At 51.5% G+C, this 19,498-nt stretch carries 15 protein-coding genes; 10 read left to right on the top strand and 5 right to left on the bottom strand.

What is annotated here, in order from left to right; all coding sequences use genetic code 11:
* The first annotated feature begins 26 nt into the window (after window positions 1-26).
* The 7 genes from BLW37_RS09435 to BLW37_RS09405 all read left to right on the top strand — a co-directional run bounded on the left by BLW37_RS09435 (window position 27) and on the right by BLW37_RS09405 (window position 9,886).
* Window positions 27-1,700 carry an asparagine synthase-related protein gene (locus BLW37_RS09435; protein ID WP_091342226.1) on the top strand — a complete coding sequence of 558 codons (1,674 nt, stop codon included), beginning with the start codon at window positions 27-29 and terminating at the stop codon, window positions 1,698-1,700.
* Between the two features lie 59 nt (window positions 1,701-1,759).
* Window positions 1,760-3,289 carry an asparagine synthetase B family protein gene (locus BLW37_RS09430; RefSeq protein WP_139243692.1) on the top strand — a complete coding sequence of 510 codons (1,530 nt, stop codon included), beginning with the start codon at window positions 1,760-1,762 and terminating at the stop codon, window positions 3,287-3,289.
* A gap of 31 nt (window positions 3,290-3,320) precedes the next feature.
* Window positions 3,321-4,808 carry a lipopolysaccharide biosynthesis protein gene (locus tag BLW37_RS09425; protein ID WP_091342222.1) on the top strand — a complete coding sequence of 496 codons (1,488 nt, stop codon included), beginning with the start codon at window positions 3,321-3,323 and terminating at the stop codon, window positions 4,806-4,808.
* Entirely contained in the window at window positions 4,796-5,893 is a 1,098-nt protein-coding gene (locus tag BLW37_RS09420; protein ID WP_091342220.1) for a CapA family protein, read from the top strand. The genes BLW37_RS09425 and BLW37_RS09420 overlap by 13 nt, the downstream gene beginning before the upstream one ends.
* A gap of 47 nt (window positions 5,894-5,940) precedes the next feature.
* Entirely contained in the window at window positions 5,941-6,666 is a 726-nt protein-coding gene (gene phbB, locus BLW37_RS09415) for an acetoacetyl-CoA reductase (protein ID WP_091342219.1), read from the top strand.
* A gap of 244 nt (window positions 6,667-6,910) precedes the next feature.
* Window positions 6,911-8,437, top strand: a complete 1,527-nt coding sequence (locus tag BLW37_RS09410) for an asparagine synthetase B family protein (RefSeq protein ID WP_091342217.1) — start codon at window positions 6,911-6,913, stop codon at window positions 8,435-8,437.
* A 9-nt stretch (window positions 8,438-8,446) separates the two neighbouring features.
* The gene (locus tag BLW37_RS09405) at window positions 8,447-9,886 is read left to right on the top strand and encodes an oligosaccharide flippase family protein (protein WP_091342215.1); all 1,440 of its coding nucleotides are present in this window, start codon (window positions 8,447-8,449) and stop codon (window positions 9,884-9,886) included.
* Between the two features lie 26 nt (window positions 9,887-9,912).
* On the opposite strand, the gene BLW37_RS09400 is transcribed toward BLW37_RS09405, so the two are convergent.
* From BLW37_RS09400 to BLW37_RS09390, 3 genes are read right to left on the bottom strand one after another with little or no spacing between them, the layout of a single operon-like run.
* A complete protein-coding gene (locus tag BLW37_RS09400) occupies window positions 9,913-11,019 on the bottom strand; it encodes an acyltransferase family protein (protein WP_091342213.1) in 1,107 nt (368 codons plus the stop codon).
* Window positions 11,012-11,923: an AAC(3) family N-acetyltransferase gene (locus BLW37_RS09395; RefSeq protein WP_091342211.1), complete on the bottom strand. Its 912-nt coding sequence runs from the start codon at window positions 11,921-11,923 to the stop codon at window positions 11,012-11,014. The genes BLW37_RS09400 and BLW37_RS09395 overlap by 8 nt, the downstream gene beginning before the upstream one ends.
* Window positions 11,924-11,948: 25 nt before the next feature.
* Entirely contained in the window at window positions 11,949-13,034 is a 1,086-nt protein-coding gene (locus BLW37_RS09390) for a hypothetical protein (protein WP_139243691.1), read from the bottom strand.
* Between the two features lie 266 nt (window positions 13,035-13,300).
* Here BLW37_RS09390 and BLW37_RS09385 point away from each other — a divergent pair, with 266 nt between their 5' ends.
* The 3 genes from BLW37_RS09385 to BLW37_RS09375 all read left to right on the top strand — a co-directional run bounded on the left by BLW37_RS09385 (window position 13,301) and on the right by BLW37_RS09375 (window position 16,623).
* Window positions 13,301-14,359, top strand: a complete 1,059-nt coding sequence (locus BLW37_RS09385; protein WP_091342208.1) for a phosphotransferase — start codon at window positions 13,301-13,303, stop codon at window positions 14,357-14,359.
* Between the two features lie 88 nt (window positions 14,360-14,447).
* Window positions 14,448-15,386: a polysaccharide deacetylase family protein gene (locus BLW37_RS09380; protein ID WP_171907585.1), complete on the top strand. Its 939-nt coding sequence runs from the start codon at window positions 14,448-14,450 to the stop codon at window positions 15,384-15,386.
* Window positions 15,376-16,623 (top strand): glycosyltransferase, encoded by a 1,248-nt coding sequence (locus BLW37_RS09375; RefSeq protein ID WP_091342205.1) that lies wholly within the window; start codon window positions 15,376-15,378, stop codon window positions 16,621-16,623. The genes BLW37_RS09380 and BLW37_RS09375 overlap by 11 nt, the downstream gene beginning before the upstream one ends.
* 1 nt (window position 16,624) lies before the next feature.
* Here BLW37_RS09375 and BLW37_RS09370 read toward each other — a convergent pair whose 3' ends face one another.
* The gene (locus tag BLW37_RS09370; RefSeq protein ID WP_139243690.1) at window positions 16,625-18,037 is read right to left on the bottom strand and encodes a phosphomannomutase; all 1,413 of its coding nucleotides are present in this window, start codon (window positions 18,035-18,037) and stop codon (window positions 16,625-16,627) included.
* Between the two features lie 16 nt (window positions 18,038-18,053).
* Window positions 18,054-19,460, bottom strand: a complete 1,407-nt coding sequence (locus tag BLW37_RS09365) for a mannose-1-phosphate guanylyltransferase/mannose-6-phosphate isomerase (RefSeq protein ID WP_091342201.1) — start codon at window positions 19,458-19,460, stop codon at window positions 18,054-18,056.
* Window positions 19,461-19,498: the final 38 nt, after the last annotated feature.

The following is a 19,498-nucleotide window of genomic DNA, read 5'->3' as shown; positions in this document are numbered from 1 at the left end:
CAAGAAAATAATGAGACAGGGATAGTATGAAACAATCATTGATCCGAGTAGGGAAAGAGCACTCTATCGCCGTAACGGACATTGTCACCAAGCAGATGGCACTGCACCAAAAATTGCAAACCCCTCTGCTCAGCATCGCATCCACCCAAGAACTTCTTCAGCTAAATGGCAATGCACTTCTGGTACTGGGCACACCACTGCCTGCCATCGAAAAAGTACCCGAGTCCTGGCAGGAAGCTGCTCGGATACTGCCACAGCGTGAAGGCGTTTTTGCTGCTATTTTCTGGGATGCCAGTGCCAGTAAATTGGTTGTTTGTTCAGATATCCTGGGTCTTCAACCACTGTATTGGCAACGCAGTTCCTCAGAGGTAGTGTTTGCAGACTGTACCCGAGCCTTTGATGGTGCGCATAACCCTGCTGGTTGGGGAGCCTTTTTAGCGCTTGGATACACCTTTGGCCCGGATACTCTTACCAAAGGCGTATCGCGTGTACCTGCGGCTACTGTGATGGTGGTAGAGCCGGATCCTGTCACTGTGCAAAGCTATAGTTACTGGGAGTTTAATTATCAAAGAAACTCTGGCACTACCGAAGAGGTGGTAGAAACGCTTGAAGAAAGTGTCGATTTGGCGCTGCGCGCTTGTCCGGACCAACCGCATACCCTCTTGCTCAGCGGTGGTTATGATTCCCGCTTGATTGCTTTTCTGCTTGAGAAAAGAAACGTGCCACTCAAAGCCATCATCGTATCCCATGCCGATGAAAACCTGGATCTTGATGGCAGATCGGCGCTGGCGGTGGCGCGGCATCTAAATATCCCTTATACCCTCGAGGTGCCGGACCACGCGTTTTTTTCCAGCCAGGCCTACCTGGATTACCTGGAAGTCTCTGAAACTCTGGTACCGAGCTTATCTCTTTTCATCAGCCAGGTGGCTCAGTTTGTCGATGCCAGTGTGTTATGGGAGGGATTGCTGCCCGGCAAAACACTCAAAGCCAGTGAAGATGACTTTGCCGAGTTTCAGGCTACAAAAATCAAATGGCATGGCCATGCTATCTGGCGTCATGCCGAAATGGTGTTTGGTAAGGAGCATGCAACCGAGATGTGGCATGCGTTTGAAAGCACCTGGTTAAAGGAGAAGGCCAAGTACTCCAACGACAGTGATGGCACGGCCTTATTCAATTACGCACACAGGACACGAAATCGGTACGGTTTAAATCCCTTTAAGGTGTTTCAGCAAAAATCCATGGTGTGCATGCCCGGCATGTCCCGTGACTATTTGCTTGCCACCATGGCGGTAGATCCGTTGCGAAAACGGGGCAACGCTTTTTATCAGGAAGTGTATCAGCAGGTTGCACCAGCGGCATTGAAATTTCCTGTGGTGCATGGCTCAAAGCCACATTTGCTGCATTCGAAACGTGTCACTGATCATCTGTTTATGGGCCGGTTAAAAGCCTATAACTTTCTGCAAAAACACCCCAAATTAATGAAGTTGTTCTTGCTAAACCCTAGCCAGAACAAGCCTTTGCCATCACGCTATCTGACACAGCCACAACTTTGGCAACAACAGGACGCCGTTGTGCGACCAGATTTTCTCGCAAAATTGCAAAAAGGGGAACCTGTACCGGAACAAGCGGTTCAATTGTTGTTTTACTGGCGGGTTTGGCAGTGGCTGCGGCAAAAGCCATTGATGGATTATTTTACCTAAAAAGTCTTGCAGAAACACAGCTGTTGCAGGTTACCAGATGGATCACATGGACTGACGATATGGAAACTTTATCAGCACTACAACTAGGCACAAAACAAGATTTTCTGCTCCGACTGCGCTGCCAGCAACAACGCTTGTCATTTGAAGGTGAGCCGCAAGGCTTTGTTGGCTATGTGCTGGATGATCAAGTCTGCGACGATGGTGTTTTTGTACGTTGGAACTATGCCGATGGTCATTTTGAGCTAAGCACGGATCGTTTGGGGTTATATCCTGTGTATTATATGCAAAGCGAGCATGAGCTGCTGATCAGCAACTCGGTCAGCATGATTCAGCGGGAGCAAAGACTGGAGGTCAACACTGAGGCCGTCGGTATTTTTTTGCGGTTGGGGTTTTACCTTGGCAGCGATACTGCCTTTCGAACGCTGCATCGACCAACGGGTAAATTGACCGTGAGCGCCGGTGACTCAGGGATCCAGGTGAAGGTAACCCGGCCTGAACCGACACAGGTTGGCTATCAGCATACGACGGAAAAATACCAGCAGCTGATGCAGCAGTCGTTGGCATATCTTCGGGAGATAAAACAACCTTTGTATATGCCCTTGACTGGCGGCAAGGACTCCAGGCATATTTTCCTGAGTTTAATCCGCCTGAACATCCAGCCCGACCTCTGTTATACCGTGAGTGTACTGGCGCCGCACTATAATGATGATGTGGTGATCGCACGCCGTCTCGCCGAGCTATTTGCCGTGCCACACCAAACGCTGGCCCCGGATTATTGCCTGATTCAGAGTGAGTATACCAAGAATAGGCAGACGAATCTGGAAACCCGTGATCATAGCTGGGCGGCTCCGGCGGCGGACTTCTTCAATCAAGCACCACCTGGAGTATTGCTGGATGGTTTTGGTGGTGATGTGCTTAGTCAGTCTTCGGTGATCAGCGCTGAGATGCACCAACGCTACCAGCAGGCAGATTGGGCCGGTTTGATCAAGGCGTTTTTAAAAGACAACCGTTACTTCAATGGCTGGCTCAGGAAGTCGCACCACCCCTTTATAGTGGATGAGGGGGTTTTGCAGCAACGCCTGATAGCCGAGTTACGGTCATTTCATCAGGCAAACAACCCCATGGCGCAGTTTTTTTTCTGGAACAGAAGCCGGCGCAGCATCGCGATTAGCTCTATTCGCTATCTGTCAGGACAAAGTACCGCCTTTATGCCCTTTATGCAGAAAGAGATGCTTGAATTTCTGTTCACGTTACCGGTTGAGCTGTATTTTTCCAAAGCTTTTCACAGTAATACGATCAGCCAACTGGGCGGCGAAGCCAGCACATTGCCTTTCGGAGGAAGAGACGTGTTAGGGGGACGGTTGACACAGCAGCAATGGCGTTTGATGCTGAGTTCCTTTTTGTCTGATCTGCAGGCGAACCCAGTGGTTTCACCAGGCAAAAAAGTAAAAGTGGCTCTGCAGGCATTATCATCCTGGACCGATAAACCCCAGCTGGTCCGTTTGTTGTTCTCGTATCGCAGAGTCGCCTATCTGCGTGATGTGGTAAGTGACCAGCCCGAACCAGAGTTACTGGAGCATCTGGCGTGAGGAGTGAACGCTTAATGGGAGTTCAACCGGAATGAGTGAACAAAGCCTTGGCCGAAAAGTCACGTCAGGCAGCTTGTGGACCTTACTGGTACGCTGGGCATCGCGTTTGCTTGGGATTATCTCTGTCATCATTATCGCGCGGGTCTTGTTACCAGAGGACTATGGTTTAATTGCTAAGGCGATTATGTTTTCGTCCTTTATCCAGTTGATGACCGAGTTTGGCTTGCTGACTTCCCTGGTCAGAAATAAAAACTCAACGGTAGACGACTACAACACGGTATGGACTTTAAGCTTAATTCGGGGTTTGCTCCTGGGCTTAGTGATCGCAGCAACTGCTGGATTTTGGGCCGGCTTCTTTGATGAACCGGAGATTTACCCAGTGATTTTTGCCTATGCCGGTGTTGCGGTGTTTCATGGTGTTATGAATGTCGGGATCGTTGATTTTCAACGCGAGATGAGGTTTGACCGGGAGTTTAGGTTTAATATCGCCGCCAGACTATCCGAGTTTCTGGTCACTGTCTCAATAGCCCTCATCTATAAAAGTTATTGGGCCTTTCCAATCGGCTCCTTAGTGGGTGCTCTGGTGAAAGTTATCCTGAGCTATGCTATGTCATCCTTTCGGCCTCGTTTGAGTCTGATTTCCTTTGAAAAGGTGTTTAATTTTTCCAAATGGTTTTTTGTCTATGAGTCGCTGAAGGCGGTTTCCATCAAACTGGATACTTTTTTGCTTAGTAAATTGAGCAGCACAGAGAGCCTTGGTTTGTACACGGTGTCCAAAGAAATTGCTGGCATGCCATCCACTGAGATTGCCATGCCGGTGGCCAGGGCGTCGTTACCGGCACTGGCGAAATTAGTGGATGAAAAAGTCGCCTTCCAAAAGCTGTACACCACCATTTTGGCTTCGGTCCTGTTTTTAGCCATACCAGCCGCGGTAGGGTTAAGTCTGCTGGCCGACTTTGTCATTCTGTTGTTGCTGGGCCCGAATTGGGCGGGCGCTGCGTTTTTCCTGCAGATCCTGGCTTTTGTCGGTATTACCCGGGTGAATGTGGCGTGCGCTGTCTCTGCACTGGCCGCCGTTGGCAGAGCCGATTTGTTAGGTCGCTATTCATTTTATATGCTTATTATCAAATCGATTGCACTGACTATAGGCATTCATCTCAATGGTGCTGAAGGCTTGGTTTGGGGGGTGCTTATTTCAAGCCTGATTGGCATGGCGGTGATCCAACTCACGCAACGGGGGCTGGGTTTACTAAATTTTAAATTATTGTATGCGCAAATCTGGCGCGTGCTTTGCGCTACTTTGATCATGGTGTTGGTTTTACTGTTGTTCCGTGAAATCCCTCTAATCAAAGAGTTTGGTGTGGTCGGCTGGCTGAGTATACCTTTAACCCTGATTGGTGTTCTGGTTTATGCATTAAGCTTAACTTTATTGTGTTTTTTGTCACGCTGGCCTGAAGGCCCGGAAAAAGAGCTGTTCAATCTAACCCTGAGGAGGTTCACCCAAAAATGGTCAGGTTAGCTTTTGCCGGAGACTTGTGCTTAACCAGCTTGAAACGGGCTCCACAAGAGGTTGTAACCCGAGGATTCCAGGATATCGCGGCACTTTTCCAACCCTATGATCTTTCCTTGTGCAATCTGGAGTGCTCTTTCTCGGCTCGCCCAATGGCTGCTGTTGGCATGAATGTTCCCATCGGCAAATCACCCTCACTGCAAGCGCTGGGAGTGGATGTGTTTTGTCTGGCGAATAATCATGTCAAAGACTCGGGGGCTGAGGCTTTGTTGGAAATGCAGGCCTTCATTCAGCAGAGTCATTGCTTTTTTGTCGGTGCCGGCTCAAATGCAACCGAAGCCCATGCGATGCTTACCCTGGAAAGAGGTGGCCTTAGTATTGGCATACTCAATGTCACCGATGCCAGCCATTATGCGGCCGGCGAACATGAGCCCGGAGTCGCAGTGCTTAAGAAAAAAGAGCTACTGCGTAACGTCAGGCACTTGTCTCAAAGAGTCGATGCTCTGGTGGTGATCATTCACGCGGATTTGGAGTTTACCAACTACCCGGCTCCCTGGCGGGTTCAGTTGTCCCGGGCATTAGCGCCTTATTGCAAGGTGGTGGTGCATCATCACTCGCATACACTGCAAGGCATTGAAGTGCATCAAGGCTGTGTTATCGCTTATTCGTTAGGGAACTTTGTTTTCCCGGTACACGGATCTCAGTACATGCGTAATCGCGAGGGGTATGTGGATGAGGGCATGGTACTGGCGGTATGGTTGGAGCAACATGAGGGCGGTGTTGAAGCCAGGGTGGCGGATGTCATTCCAACCCGCATTGGCGAGCACGGATTTCTTCGGGATATCACTCCCATCGAGCAGCAGGCAACTCTGCATAAGCTGGATCTTTATTCGGATGCCTTGAAAAAAAGTCATTTCTTGCGTATACACCATTTTAGAAAGTGTAGAGAGCAGTTTAAAAAATTTGTCATGGGCATTTACTACACCTACAGCAAGCAGGGTTTGAAGCAGGCTCTGGGCTATATTGGCGCTCATTTCAGAACTGATCAACACCGCAACTGGATGAAAAGCTTTTTTACATTGGGCTTTTTTTAGCGGAAAATTAGACATCCCATCGGTAGGAAAATATCAAAGGAATTGTTATGAAAAAAGTTGCACTAATCACGGGTGGCACCCGCGGCATTGGCCGGGCCATTTCCGAAGCGTTTCAAAAAGCAGGCTACCGTGTTGCTGCGGTCTATGCGGCCAATGACGCTGCAGCACAGACTTTTTATCAGCAAACCGGGATTGCGGTGTATCAGTGGGATGTCAGTGATTTTGCCGCTTGTCAGCAAGGTATTGCCCAAGTGGAAGCCGATTTGGGGCCGGTGGATATTCTGGTCAATAATGCCGGCATTACCCGCGATGGCATGTTTCATAAAATGTCGCTGGAGCAGTGGCAGGCAGTGATCAATACCAACCTAAGCTCTTTGTTTAACATGTGCCGTCCGGTGATTGAAGGCATGCGCGAGCGTGGTTTTGGTCGCATTATTAATATTTCATCGATCAATGGCCAAAAAGGCCAGGCAGGGCAAACCAATTACAGCGCCGCCAAAGCTGGGGAGCTTGGTTTTACCAAGGCACTGGCGATGGAAAATGCCCGTAAAGGCATTACCGTCAATGCGATTTGCCCGGGTTACATTGCCACCGATATGGTCAATGCCATGCCAGCCGATATTGTGAACGAAAAAATCGTACCGCATATTCTGGTGGGACGCTTGGGCCAGCCGGATGAAATCGCCCGATGTGCGCTATTTTTAGCCTCTGATGATGCAGGCTACATCACCGGCTCGACCATTTCGGTCAATGGTGGGCAGTACATGGCCTAACCTCCATCCCTCTTTTTAGCCGCCGAATTCAGGCGGCTTTTTTGTTCCCCTCCAACCGTTTTTCTGCGCCAGCCTATTTCATGCAGCCGTCATTAAACTGCAATCAAATTGCCATAAGCTCGGATTAACTCACGGAACGAAGTGACTGGTTATCAGCAATCGTCTGACAATGGTATCAAGAGCAGCAAGCTTGTTGAGTCTGGTTTGATTATTAATCGTTTTTGACAGCGAGATGGAGCTAGAGATGGCGACTGCATCGGATATACGTTTAGGTACCCAGGCTGACTTTATGCTCCGTTTGCGCTGCCAGCCACAGCCTGAGCTGTTGGAGGGAGCAGCTGCTGGCTTTGTGGGTTACCAACTGGATGGGGAAGCTTCGGATGACGGTGCTTTTGTGCGCTGGTCTTTGCAGCAGGGACGTTTTGAGCTCTCTGGGGATCGGCTCGGCTTGTATCCTTTGTACTACTGCCAAATGGACTCGCAACTGGTGATCAGCAATTCGCTGGCGTTGCTGGCGGAGCGCTTTCAGTTGGAAACCGATAGCGAAGCGGTGGGACTTTTCCTGCGGCTTGGCTTTTACCTGGGCAGCGATACGGCCTTTTTGGGGGTTAAACGAGCCGAAGGCAAGCTGACCGTGCGATTGGATGACACCGGCCTGACCATCGAAAGCCGTCGACCTGAGTTTAAACGAATGCTGCAGCCCTTCACTGCGGCCCGCTATCAACAGTTGTTTGCTCGGGCGCTGGCAAAGCTTCGCGGTTGTCAGTTGCCGCTGTATGTGCCACTGACAGGCGGCAAAGACTCACGCCATATTTTGTTGACCGCCTGTGCCTTGGGGTTGCCGGTTAAAGAAAGCTACACCACCCGGGTGTTGTCGCCTCACAGCAACGATGATGTGACCATAGCCCGAGAGCTCTGCCAGCGGCTGGAGGTGCCGCACCGGGTACTGAATTCAGAGCAGCGGCTGCACAATGCCGAACAGCAAAAAAATATTCGCACCAGTTTTGAAACCTACGATCATTTTTGGATCAATCAGGTTGGCCAGTACATGACACAAAAAACACCGGGTCTGGTGTTGGATGGCTTTGGCGGGGATGTGCTCAGCCAGTCCAAAGTCGTGACGCCGCAGATGCACTGGTGTTATCAGCAAGGCGACTGGGCTGCGTTAACGGCTTTAATCGCGCCGATGGATCCTTATTTTGAAGCCTACTTTCAAGCCCGGCCCGAGTTTTTAGTGCCGCCACAGCGGCTGCAAGCGCGGTTGCAAGCTGAGCTGGAAAAATTCGCCGGTGAGGTGATTCCGGTGAAAAGCTTTTACTTTTGGAATCGCAGCCGCCGCGCCATTGCCATCAGCAGTTTTCGGCAATTAAATGGCAACAGCCAGGCTTTTTTCCCCTACATGCAAGCCGAGCTGTTTGATTTTCTGCGGGCGCTGCCTGAAGATTTGTATTTTTCACAGCAATTTCATGCCAGCTGCATTGCGCAGGCGTTTCCTGAATTTGCCGATATTCCCTATGCCAGCAACAAGGCGCGCGGCGATGCCCTGGCTGGCAGACGAACCCTGTTCAATGTGCTAGCTTTGATGCGGGAAATTACCCAGGCAGATTTTATCGCGGCACCGATGCGCTTGCGTGCGCTGCTGTCTTGTTTGCGATCGAGCACGGTGAAAGACAGTGCGGTGACCTTTTTTTATTTTTTCCGACCGATGATTTACCTGAATCAGCTGCGCCATTTGCGCACACCCAAGCGCCAGAGCCTGGGGCAGGGCTAGTGGTGGTGCATGAGTAAAGTCAAAAAGGCCATTATCAATGCGTCCATTACCTCGGTGTTGTTGCAGGCGATAGCACTGTGCTCGGCCATGGTGATTGCGCGCCTGCTGACGCCGGATGAAATCGGCACCTACGCCGTGGTCGCGGCTTTGGTGATGATTCTATCGGAGTTCAAAGCCCTGGGAGCCGGGGTCTATCTGGTGCGGGCAGAACAGATTGATAAAGCCAAAGTGCGCAGCGCCCTTGGTTTAACCATGCTGATGTCCTGGTTGCTGGCGGCTGCCATTCTACTGCTGGCACTGCCGATTGCACGGTATTACCGCATTGAGGAAGCGCCGCTGTTGCTGCTTATCTTGACGTCTACCTTTATCATCACGCCCTATGTCAGTATTCCCTATGCCTTACTGGTGCGAGCCATGGCTTTTGCTGAGCTGCGCAACATCAAGCTACTGAGTGCTTTGGCATCCTTTATCGCCACCTTGGGCTTTATTCTGCTGGGCTACAGCTTTTATGCGCTGGCGCTCGGCTATGCGCTTGGTTTTGCCATGCAGCTGGTGTTACTTAACACCCTGTATCGGCCGCAGGAGATGCACAACCGGCCTCAGTTCCGGCAGATGACCGGCATAGCCAGCCTGGGCTTGATTACCACAGGGGCGGAATTTATGCGGCGGGCAGGTCAGGTGATGCCGGATTTGGTGATTGGTCGTATGGGAACAACCTTTGAGGTCGGTATCTTTTCGCGTGGACAGGGCTTTGTGCAGTTCTTATCCGATGGTCTGCGTATGGGGGTTGGTATCGTGTCTTTGCCCTATATTGCCGAAATTAAGCGCACCGGGGGCGATCTGGCGGCGGCTTATCTTCGGGGCAGCGCTTTGTTTAATGCACTGGCGTGGCCGGTGTTGGCGGTTGCTGCTGTGACCAGTTTGCCGGTAATTCGTTTGTTATTTGGTGACCAATGGGATGCCGCTGCGCCCATAGCCAGCATACTGATGGTGTGGGCTGGGTTGAAAACCCTGCACTTTCAGTTTCACAGCTTTATGATAGCGCTGGGCCGCCCATACTTTACCCTGTGGCGTGAAAGCGGCAATGCGCTGGCGATTCTACTGGCTTGCATTTTATTGTACTCACAAGGCTTGCAGGCGATGGCGCTCGGCTTTGTAGCCGTAGCCATGATGGAAGCCTGTATCCTGGTGTGGCTGATACGGGTGCTGCTGGCTCTCAGTCTACGGCAACTTCTCAAGACGGTGCTGCAGAATGGCGCTATGACACTGCTCTGCCTGCTACCGGTCTGGCTGTTTCAGCAGTTGTATGATTTTCAGCAAGGCCAGCCACTGCTGATTGTGGGCACTATTGCCTTGCTGATGCCATTTTGGTGGTTGCTGTGGTTAAAACTGCTTAGGCACCCGCTTTTTGGCCAGTTATTCAGCAAAAATGCGATAGCAGTACCTTAATAGCCTGCTTGGGGAAGTCGCTGTATTTAAAGTGTCCGGTTCGTTTTTTTTCTTAGAACAGCGTGCTCTTGCAGCAGTTTCTTCGTTATCGCTTTTGTTAGTCGTGAGAAGTATGGAGCGACACAAAGTGACAGGGTAATGACGAGCAGCATTCTGGCGATGGCTAAACCATAATTCCCGCTTAAATCTTGCCAACTCATCACTCTTTCCACATAAAACAAGATAACCGTATGCAGCAAGAACAGAGCGTAGGAATGTGCATTGCTAAACAGCAGGAGTTTTTCGATTGGTTTCATGTGCTTTATCAAATGAAACAGCGGTTTCTGAACAACGAAAAGGGCTGTAGTCACGCTGATAGCGGTGGCGACATAAAATAAGTTCTTCTGCATGAAGTGAAAGTTAAAGTCACTGTTAAACCCGGTAAGGTATAAGCCGACTACAGCAAGCATCGAAAACGCAAGGCATGTTGCTAGTCTGTGCTGTCTGAGTGAGAACCCTGCCGAGTAGAAGAGTGAACCCGCCAGGTAACATGATAGAAGCGCTATGCTGTTCCAAAGTGCATCAGGCCCGAGCAATTGAATCAATTGGTTCTCGAACAAACGGTCTTTGAACTGAGTGATGTCATTGCCAATCACCGCGAACAATGAGATCAGGAAAGCGGCCATTACAGCTTGCTTGAAGTAATCAGCCAATTTAAAAACGAAGGATGATACCAGATGAATGATGATCAGGGTTTTAATAAACCAGATTTGACCGATAGGTATTTCTACCTGCGATAGATTGGGTGATACCAGTAGCCATCTAAGTATGCTGTCAGTGGAGCTAATGTAGTTATGACCTAAGGTGAAACCCAGCGTTACCACCAGCACAGAAAATACATAGTAAGGAACCAGAGTTTCGATGGCTCTTTTTTTAAGATGTATGGTGATATTTTTATGCTTTTTGAAGCTGGTATAACTGACTGCACCGGATATAAAAAACAGTAAGGGGAAAAAAATACCGATGTAGTAGGAGTAGGGCGGATAGAACCAGGATAATCCCAGGTGAACCAGCATAACGCGGATGATTGATGCACCACGCAATAGATTAAGGTATGCATAGTCATCGGCTGTTATCTTTGTTGTATCAGTCATATTCAAGCTGTTCAGCCGCGCTATAAATGGTGATACCTTCGCTGGCCAGTTGTTTTAAATGCCGCAAAAAGTCACTGGCAGGAATAAACCAGCTGTCGCCAGCGCCAACCTTGCCGCTTTTCAGGTAGCCCGCTTGCTGAAACTCCTGCATAAAATACTGCCGTAAGTCGTCTCTGGATGGATGGTCGATGCGCTGACGGGCGAGCTCTTTGTTGTAAGAGCGCACAGGGACCTGCCAGACGGTGTTGTTGTCATCAATGCAGGGCAAGCGGTATTCTTTCTCCCAAACCGGTAGCGGGAAGTCCTCGCCCAGCTCATCTTCCAGCAAGTGATAAAAGGTCACTGGCCCCATGCTGATGCCCAGTCCCAGCACTTTGGCTTGTGGCATCTCCAGAAAGCGCTGCCAGGGTGAGCCTTCGCCAAACACCGACGGTGCCTGGTGATGGCCATTGGTCAGGTAGTCGGCATCTTTGCCCCAGGCGGCGACCGAGTGCGTTGGGTGCAGGCTACGTTTGACCCCGGTGGATTTTAAAAAGGTTTCCGGCAATCGGCCCATATGGGTGCCGTGGATACGGGGATCAAATTGGTAATCATCGAGTTGGCAGGTGGCTTCGATGGTACCCCCGGGCAAATAGTAGGCCGGCAGTAAAATATTGCCATTGGAGCAAACGGCTTGCTGCAAGGCTGCAATCACCGCAGCAGGGCCACCTTCGACATAGCCTAAGCTACGCAATGAGGAGTGCAAAAACACCGTATCACCTTGCTGAAGGCCCAGTTGTTGTAAATCCTCCACCAATTGCTGCTGGCTGATGTGCTCGGCTTGCTGTTTTATTTTTTGCGCCGAGCGCTGCCGGTTTAGTTTTTGCAGGGTGGTTTTGATCAGGCCTTTGAGTGAGCGAAGCATGGCGTATCCTTTCCGTGGTAAGTTATCAGTCAAGCGTCAGGGCATAACAGTGTAAATGGCTTTGTGCACAGTTGACAGGTGTAAACAGCACCTGATTGGCTGGCAGGGTGCCGCTGGGCAGGTAAATCATGCCATAGCGGCCTACCGTGGCCATTTGGCTGTCCTGGTAATCCAGTGCCAGCAGTTCTTGCCAGTGACCGTCTTTACTACGAAACCACAATGCGGCTTGTTCCGGTGTTGCTTGCTGGCGGCCTGGTTCAAAGGTCGTTGCCATAATGGCAGCGCCATCTGCGCAAGGCACAGCGGCATAGGCCGGGTTGCCAATGGTGGCAATACGCTCACGCTGTCCGCTGGCAAAATGGTAGCGATAAATATGGTTGATGGCATCGGCCGGCGCATCTTTACCGGCATCCATGCCCCATTCCATGCAGTCCGGGTAAAACAGCAGGCTAATAGCACGCCAGCTTTGATCGCCACCGGCAAATTTATACACCGTTTGAAATTCATCGTCGGTATAGTAAAAGGCTGATTCGTGGTCGGCGTCACCGGTGGTGATCCACAGCCGGTTGCGGTAGGGATCATACCGAATAGCGTGAATGTGTTTAATGTCGTCGCGGGCAAATTGCCAGCAGATGTCTGCCTGCTGGCTGGCTGGATCGATTTTAATCACCCGCACCGGGCAACTGTGATTATTCAGGTATTCGCCAAAGTAGACCGCACCCGATACCGGATGGCTGGTAAGGCCGCCACGAAGCGGGCCAACCAGATCAGGAATATGTGATGTTGGCACGACACTGGCGTAAGTTGTGCCCTGGTTGGGGCGGTACAGATAGATGCGGTCGTACACCATCACAATGTTGCCATCGGCAGTTTCAATCAGGTGTTCAATGCCCAGTTGTGGTTTCAGCCACTGCCGCAGCCGGCTTCTGGCCAGCTTGTGCTTCAACCAGCCAACCAGGCCGGGGGCTTTGGCCGGTAGCTGGCACAGCTTGCTTAAAGTGTGATCGGCCAAATCCAGCCGGTACACCGTATGGTCGCGGCTGCAGAGCGTGGACTCTTTGGTCGATGTGTGGACGATAAGGTTGGTTGCTAAACGCTTTGTTGTACGCACGAAATAATCCCTTTTCGATATCGTGACAGGTTTTGCCCTGAACCGTTTTTTTGCATGGCACAAACTAGCTTAACCTTGAATAAAGCTGCTGTCAGGTATTTTTTGTTGATTATATGGTGGTGTCATGAACTCTGGCTTTGCAGTATCGCTTTGCTGCTCAGACTGGTTTTGAGTGCAATAAAACTGTAAAGTAGCAGCCGTTTGCATCGGTTTTAGTTAAAAACAGATGTCAGGGTTAATCCGTGTGCCGTTAAGGGAATAACATCATGTCAAACTCTGCCAAAGCGCAGGATGTATTGCAGCAGGTCTGCCAGGATCAGGATCTGATTCGCTTGTATGGTGAAGGGTTTCGGATTGACTCTCATCAGATCATTGAAACCCCTTTCTCGACGGTTTTCCGTTTACATAGCTCTAGCAAGGGTACCCCGTTTAGGCTGTATTTGAAAACACTGTGCGAGAGTAGTGACCAAGCCAAAGCCAAAGCCGGTATTCAAAACGAGTACGATATTATGGTGCGGTTAAGTCAGCAGTTTGATCGGGTGAAGATGCTGGATGTTCCCCATCCGGTGAAGCTCTATGCTGATTCTGCCAGCTTGTTAACGGAAGAAGTTGCAGGCACCGAGCTGGAAGACTTACTCACCGGTGCCGCTCGCTTATTTGGCCAAAGCTCGGTGAAAGCTGCAGTGCAAATGACCGAGCTGGCCGGTGTCTGGTTGCGTGAGTTTCAACAGATGACCGCCGATAAAGCGGTGTCGGTAAGTTTTGAACCTTTGGCACTTTATTGTCAGGAGCGGATTGATTACTTGCTACAGCAGCAAGCACCAGGAGTGAGTGCCTCGCTAAATAAAGCATTCATGCAATTAGCAAAAGCAGCGCAGGCTGAAGGAATGCCACATGGTGTTTTTGTCGCAGGTTGTCACGGTGATTTTGCGCCGCATAATATGATTACCAATAAAGAGCGGTTGGCTGTGATCGATTTTACCGACTACAGGATGGATTGCAGTTTATTTGATCCAATCAATTTTCTGGAAAAAGTGGGTCGCATGCACAATCACTTTTTTTACCGCTCATCCTTTGTTGAGCAACTGCAATCGGCGTTTTTAAAAGGCTACAGCTTATTAGGGCCGGAAGTGACTCAGAGCGCTTGTTATCGCCTGATCCGTGCTCGTTGCGTGCTATTACGGCTTTTTCATTACTTTATGTGCAGAACCCGCTCCTGGCATATGCGGATCGGGCATGATGCGGCTTATCGCGAAAGTTTGGCTGAGCTGCATGCTTTGCTTGGCAGTCATCAGCCTAGTGTGTTAAAACAGAGCCTCCAGTGAGCAGGGATGTGTCTGCAATGCGGCACCAGCAATTCATGGATGCACCTTTACTATGATGCCATTTTTTCTCAAGTGTACTCAGCAGTTCATGAGCAAGCGCTCAGAGAATGCTTTGACCATCCTAACCTACCATCGTGTCGCCCCTGAAGGGCAGATCACTTATTTACCAGCTTTAAGCACGGAAGCCTTTGCGCGCCAGTTGGGGTGGATTAAACGTTACTACCAGGTACTGACACTCGCTGAAGCTGGCCGTTTGGCTGCCGAAGAGCGGCTGCCAAAGCATGCGGCAGTAATCACGGTGGATGATGGCTACGACGACTGTTTTCATTATATTTTCCCGTTGCTCAAGCAGCATGGTCTGAGCGCCACTTTTTTTATTACCACCGCAGGCCTGACTCATGGCCAGTTGTGGGAAGAGCAGATTGCAGAAGCCATTATCGATGCGCCGGTGAACTGCCACCAGCTCACTCTCAATGCAACCGACTATTCGGTCAATACCTTTGCCAAACGCTTACGACTGGCGAAAACCATGATAGACAAACTCAAGTACCTGACGGTAGAGCAGCGTGAGCAGCAACTGGCCAGCTTGCGGCAAGCAACCGGTGTGATGCATAACTCCAGGCAGTTTTTACAGCCAGAACAAATCCGGCAAATGGCCGAGGCTGGCATGGAGTTTGGCGCTCACTCGGTGCATCATCCGATTTTAATGTTGGAGCAGGATGCGGTCGCAGAGCAGGAAATTCGTAGCAGCAAGCTCGAACTCGAGCAGTTGCTGCAGCAAGAGGTGGTCAGTTTTGCGTATCCGAATGGTCAGTATGGCCGTGACTTTGATGATCATCATATCGATATGGTGAAGCGAGCGGGTTTTCGCTATGCCGTTAGTACGGTGCCTGGCAGTAACACCGACATTGACAGCCAGGCATTTTGCTTGCACCGGGTGTCACCCTGGCCAACGTCACAGAGCCGTTTTATGTTGAGCCTGCTGCGCAGTACCCAGCGCGATGCCGGAGGAACCAATGGCTACTGAAGTGCAGCCAAAAAAAAGGCTGTTGATGATTGCGCTGGATTTTCCGCCTTGTCAAAGCGCCGGCGTGCAGCGCACCTATAAGTTTGCCGAGTATCTGCAGGATTTTGGTTGGGATGTGGTGGTGTTGACGGTGAAAGCATCGGTCTACCAGCAAACCGATGCTGCGGCCGGTTGCCCGGACGTTTTGCATATTGAGCGCTGCGCGGCGCTTGATGCGGCGCGTGATCTGTCCTGGCGCGGTAAGTATCTGGGCTTTAGTTGCGTACCGGATCGTTGGTGGAGTTGGGCGCTTACGGCGATACCTGCTGGTAAAAAACTCATCCGGCAATTTAAACCGGATCTGATTTGGAGCACCTATCCGGTTTCTACTGCCCATTACATCGCTTATCGGTTGCAGCGTTACAGCGGTTTGCCCTGGATAGCCGACTACCGGGATCCATTGCAAAGCCGCTACGATGCCAGTGCCCGCCGGTACAGTGGCATTGCTAAGTGGATTGAGCAGCAAACCATCCGTTATTGTCAGCAAGCGGTGTTTACCACCGACAATGCGGCCCGGTTGTACCACCGGCTCTACGCCGATGAGCCGCTCAGCAAGTTTGCGGTGATAGAAAATGGCTTTGATGAGGTTAACTTTCAGCGCTTGTCCAAGCGTCCTGAGCGCACTGACCAGCGTTTTGTGTTATTACACAGCGGTGCTTTGTACGGGCAGGGGCGGGATCCGTCGGACTTGTATCATGCCATGGCCGGGTTGCAGCGTGAGGGCGTGATCAACGCCGACAACTTTGCGTTGCACTTTCGTGGCTTCGGAGGCACCGCCGAGCAAGAGGCATTATTGCAGCAGCTGGGGATCCGTGAGCTGGTGCATTTTTTGCCCGGCATTCCTTACCTGGACTCGCTGGCTGAAATGCAGCAGGCCAATAGCTTGTTGCTGATCCAGGGGCCTTTATTTAATAACCAGATCCCAAGCAAGCTGTACGATTACATCCGCTCAGGCCGGCCGGTTCTGGCGTTAACGCCCAATAAAGGTTCCACGTTTCAGACATTGCAGCCGCTGGCGCATTGCCATTGTGCCGATGGGGTGTCTGCTGTGGCCAGGGCACTGCGTCTGCAGTTGGCAAGTGGCCAGATCCCGGTTGAACCAACGGCTGGCGAGGTGCCAGCCAACATTGCTGCTTACTCGCGTTATGAGCGTACCCGGCAGTTGGCGCAGCTGATGCAGCAGGTATTGACCCGCTGAGCTAACCCGATACTAAGCCTGTCAATACCTGATGCACCAGTGCATTGGCTTGCTCCGGTGTATTCGATTCCGCATAACAACGCAGCTCCGGTGCATTGCCGCTGGGGCGTAAATGCACGATGTCCTGATTGGGCAAGGTGAAGCGCAAGCCATCGGTTTCATCCAGGGTAAGGCTTTGCAGTGCCGCCTCAACGGCTGGCTGACTGTAGCCCAGCCGTTGCAGTAGCGCAGCTGGCTTGCTTTTGAAATGAGTCAGTAACGCATCACTCTGAGAGCGTTCAAACTGCTGCAACCGATCACTGGCAGTGAAACGTTGTGGCAAATTCCGGCGCAAGCTGCTGAGCGGTTGCTCTGCTGCCAGTGCCAGGGTGGCGAGGGCTGGTAACACCGCATCCCTGGTTGGCAGTGCTGTTACCTTTGGCAAGTCTGAACCCAGCAGGTAGCCACCATTGGCTTCAAAGCCGGCGCAGGGCGCTGGCAAATCATTTAATGCGGCAATCACATAGGGTGAGCCAATGCGGGTTCGCAGAACCGTGCTAAAGGCACCGGATTTTTCCAGCGCGGTGGTACAGCTAACCGGCACGGCAATATGGGAGATCGCCAGATACTGTGAGCACAGCAATCCCAGCACATCGCCGGTAAAATAGTCGCCATGTTCATCGGCCAGCAAGGGCCTGTCGCCATCGCCATCGGTGGAGAATAGCGCGTCAAGGTTATACTGCTTGGTCCAGGCGATGGCCTGGACGCGGTCTTGCTGACTGACGGCTTCGGTATCAATAGGGACAAAGTGGTCACTTCGCCCCAGTGCGACAGTGTTGGCACCAAAGTATTCAAACAGGCGGCCGTAGAGATCGCGCCCTGCGCTTGAGTGCTGATAGATACCGATGGTTTTTCCTGCCAGAAAGCCAGCCGGAAACGCATTCTGGTAGCGAGCCAGGTAATGCTGGCTGGCATCCGGGCGCTCAGCCAACTCAGGCAGTGCATGCAGTTGGGGCACTGATTGTTTGCCTTGCACAATGAGGATCTCATCCGCCTTGCTGATTTCGCCATCGGGCCGGTAAAACTTCAGGCCATTGCGATCAAAGGGGATGTGGCTGCCGGTAACCATAATGCAGCCCATGCCCCGGGCCATGCAGTAATTGGCCAGTGCCGGGGTAGGTAAGACACCAAAATACTGTGGCTCTATGTCAAGTGCCTGCAAAGCAGCCGCACAGGCCTGGGCCATGGCATAACTGCTGGGGCGGTTGTCGATACCAAGGCCGATGGCAGTGACAGGGCCATGCTGCTGCAGCAGGTGAGCAAAATTAACGGCAAAGGCCGCGCATACATCCGGGGTGAACTGAGTCACCAGGCCCCGGGCACCGCTGGTACCAAAGCTGACGCCGCTTTCTGTAATCACTGTGTTTGTGTGCATGCTGGCTGTGCCCCGGTTAACTACGCCCATAACGGTCTTCAAAACGAACGATGTCGTCTTCACCTAAATAGGAGCCTGATTGCACTTCAATCAGCTCCAGGTCCACTTTGCCTGGGTTTTCCAGCGCATGCACGGCGGTGATGGGAATATAGACCGACTGATTTTCAGTCAGGTACTGCTCAGTGTCGTTGATGGTGACCTTGGCGGTGCCTGAAACCACAATCCAGTGCTCGGCCCTGTGATGATGCATTTGTACACTGAGTTTAGCTCCGGGCTTGACGGTAATGCGCTTTACCTGAAAGCGCGCACCGCTATCGACCGAGTCGTATTTACCCCAGGGCCGGTAAACTTCGCGATGGAAGCTGACTTCATGCCTGTCGGCTAGTTGTAGCTCTGCGACAATTTGCTTCACATCCTGGGTTTTGTCTTTGTGGGCCACCAGCACGGCATCTTTGGTGGTGATGATCACCAGATCATCTACGCCGACGGTAGCGACCAGTTTGTCATCGCTGCGAACCAGGCTATTGCGGGTATCATGCGCTATCACATCACCGGAGAGCACATTGCCATGTTCATCTTTGGCCGATATTTGCCACAAGGCGGCAAAGCCACCGACATCGTTCCAGCCTGCATCAAGGGGGACCACCACAGCGGCATCGGTTTTTTCCATCACCGCATAGTCGATGGACTCAGCCGGGCATTGCTCAAAGGCGTGTTGTTTGATGCGGATAAAATCCATATCCGGCGTTTGTTCGCTCAAAGCGTCCTGACAGGCTTGGTAAATATCCAGGCGGAACTTCTGTAGCTCCTCCAGGTAGCGGCTGGCTTTAAACAAAAAGATGCCGCTGTTCCACAGGTAATCGCCACTGTCGAGATACTGCTGTGCTAAGGCGCTGCCTGGCTTTTCAACAAAGCGGGCTACGGTGAAGCCGCCGCCATTCAGCGCCTGGCCTTGCTGAATATAGCCATAACCGGTTTCAGGCTGGGTCGGGGTAATACCAAAGGTCACCATTTTTCCTGATTCGGCAAAGGGCAGCGCAGTAGCTATCGCTTGGTGTAAGGCTTCAACATCGGTAAAGACATGATCCGCGGCCATTACCAGCAAGATGGCATCGTCTTGTTGCTGGCAAGCTTGCAAGGCTGCCAGAGCGATTGCTGGCGCGGTATTGCGGCCAACCGGTTCCAGCAAAATTTGCATGACCCCTTGCTCCAGCTGGCGGATTTGCTCTGCCGCCAGAAAGCGATGTTCTTCATTGCAGATGATAAGCGGAGGCTGGTGTTCAACGCCATTCAGGCGCAGCAAAGTTTGCTGCAACATGCTATGTTTGCCAGCCAGTGGCAGAAACTGCTTGGGGTAGTTGCCGCGGGATAAAGGCCAGAGACGGGTTCCTGAGCCACCAGCCATAATAATGGGCTTCAACATAGTGCGTCCTTTTCTGTTGGGGCGGCGCTAACGTAAGA

This window comes from Alkalimonas amylolytica, assembly GCF_900107845.1.
GTDB classification, from domain to species: Bacteria; Pseudomonadota; Gammaproteobacteria; order Enterobacterales; family Alteromonadaceae; genus Alkalimonas; species Alkalimonas amylolytica.
The sequence above is the reverse complement of the archived record's forward strand: the minus strand, read 5'-3'. Positions and strand labels throughout refer to the sequence as shown.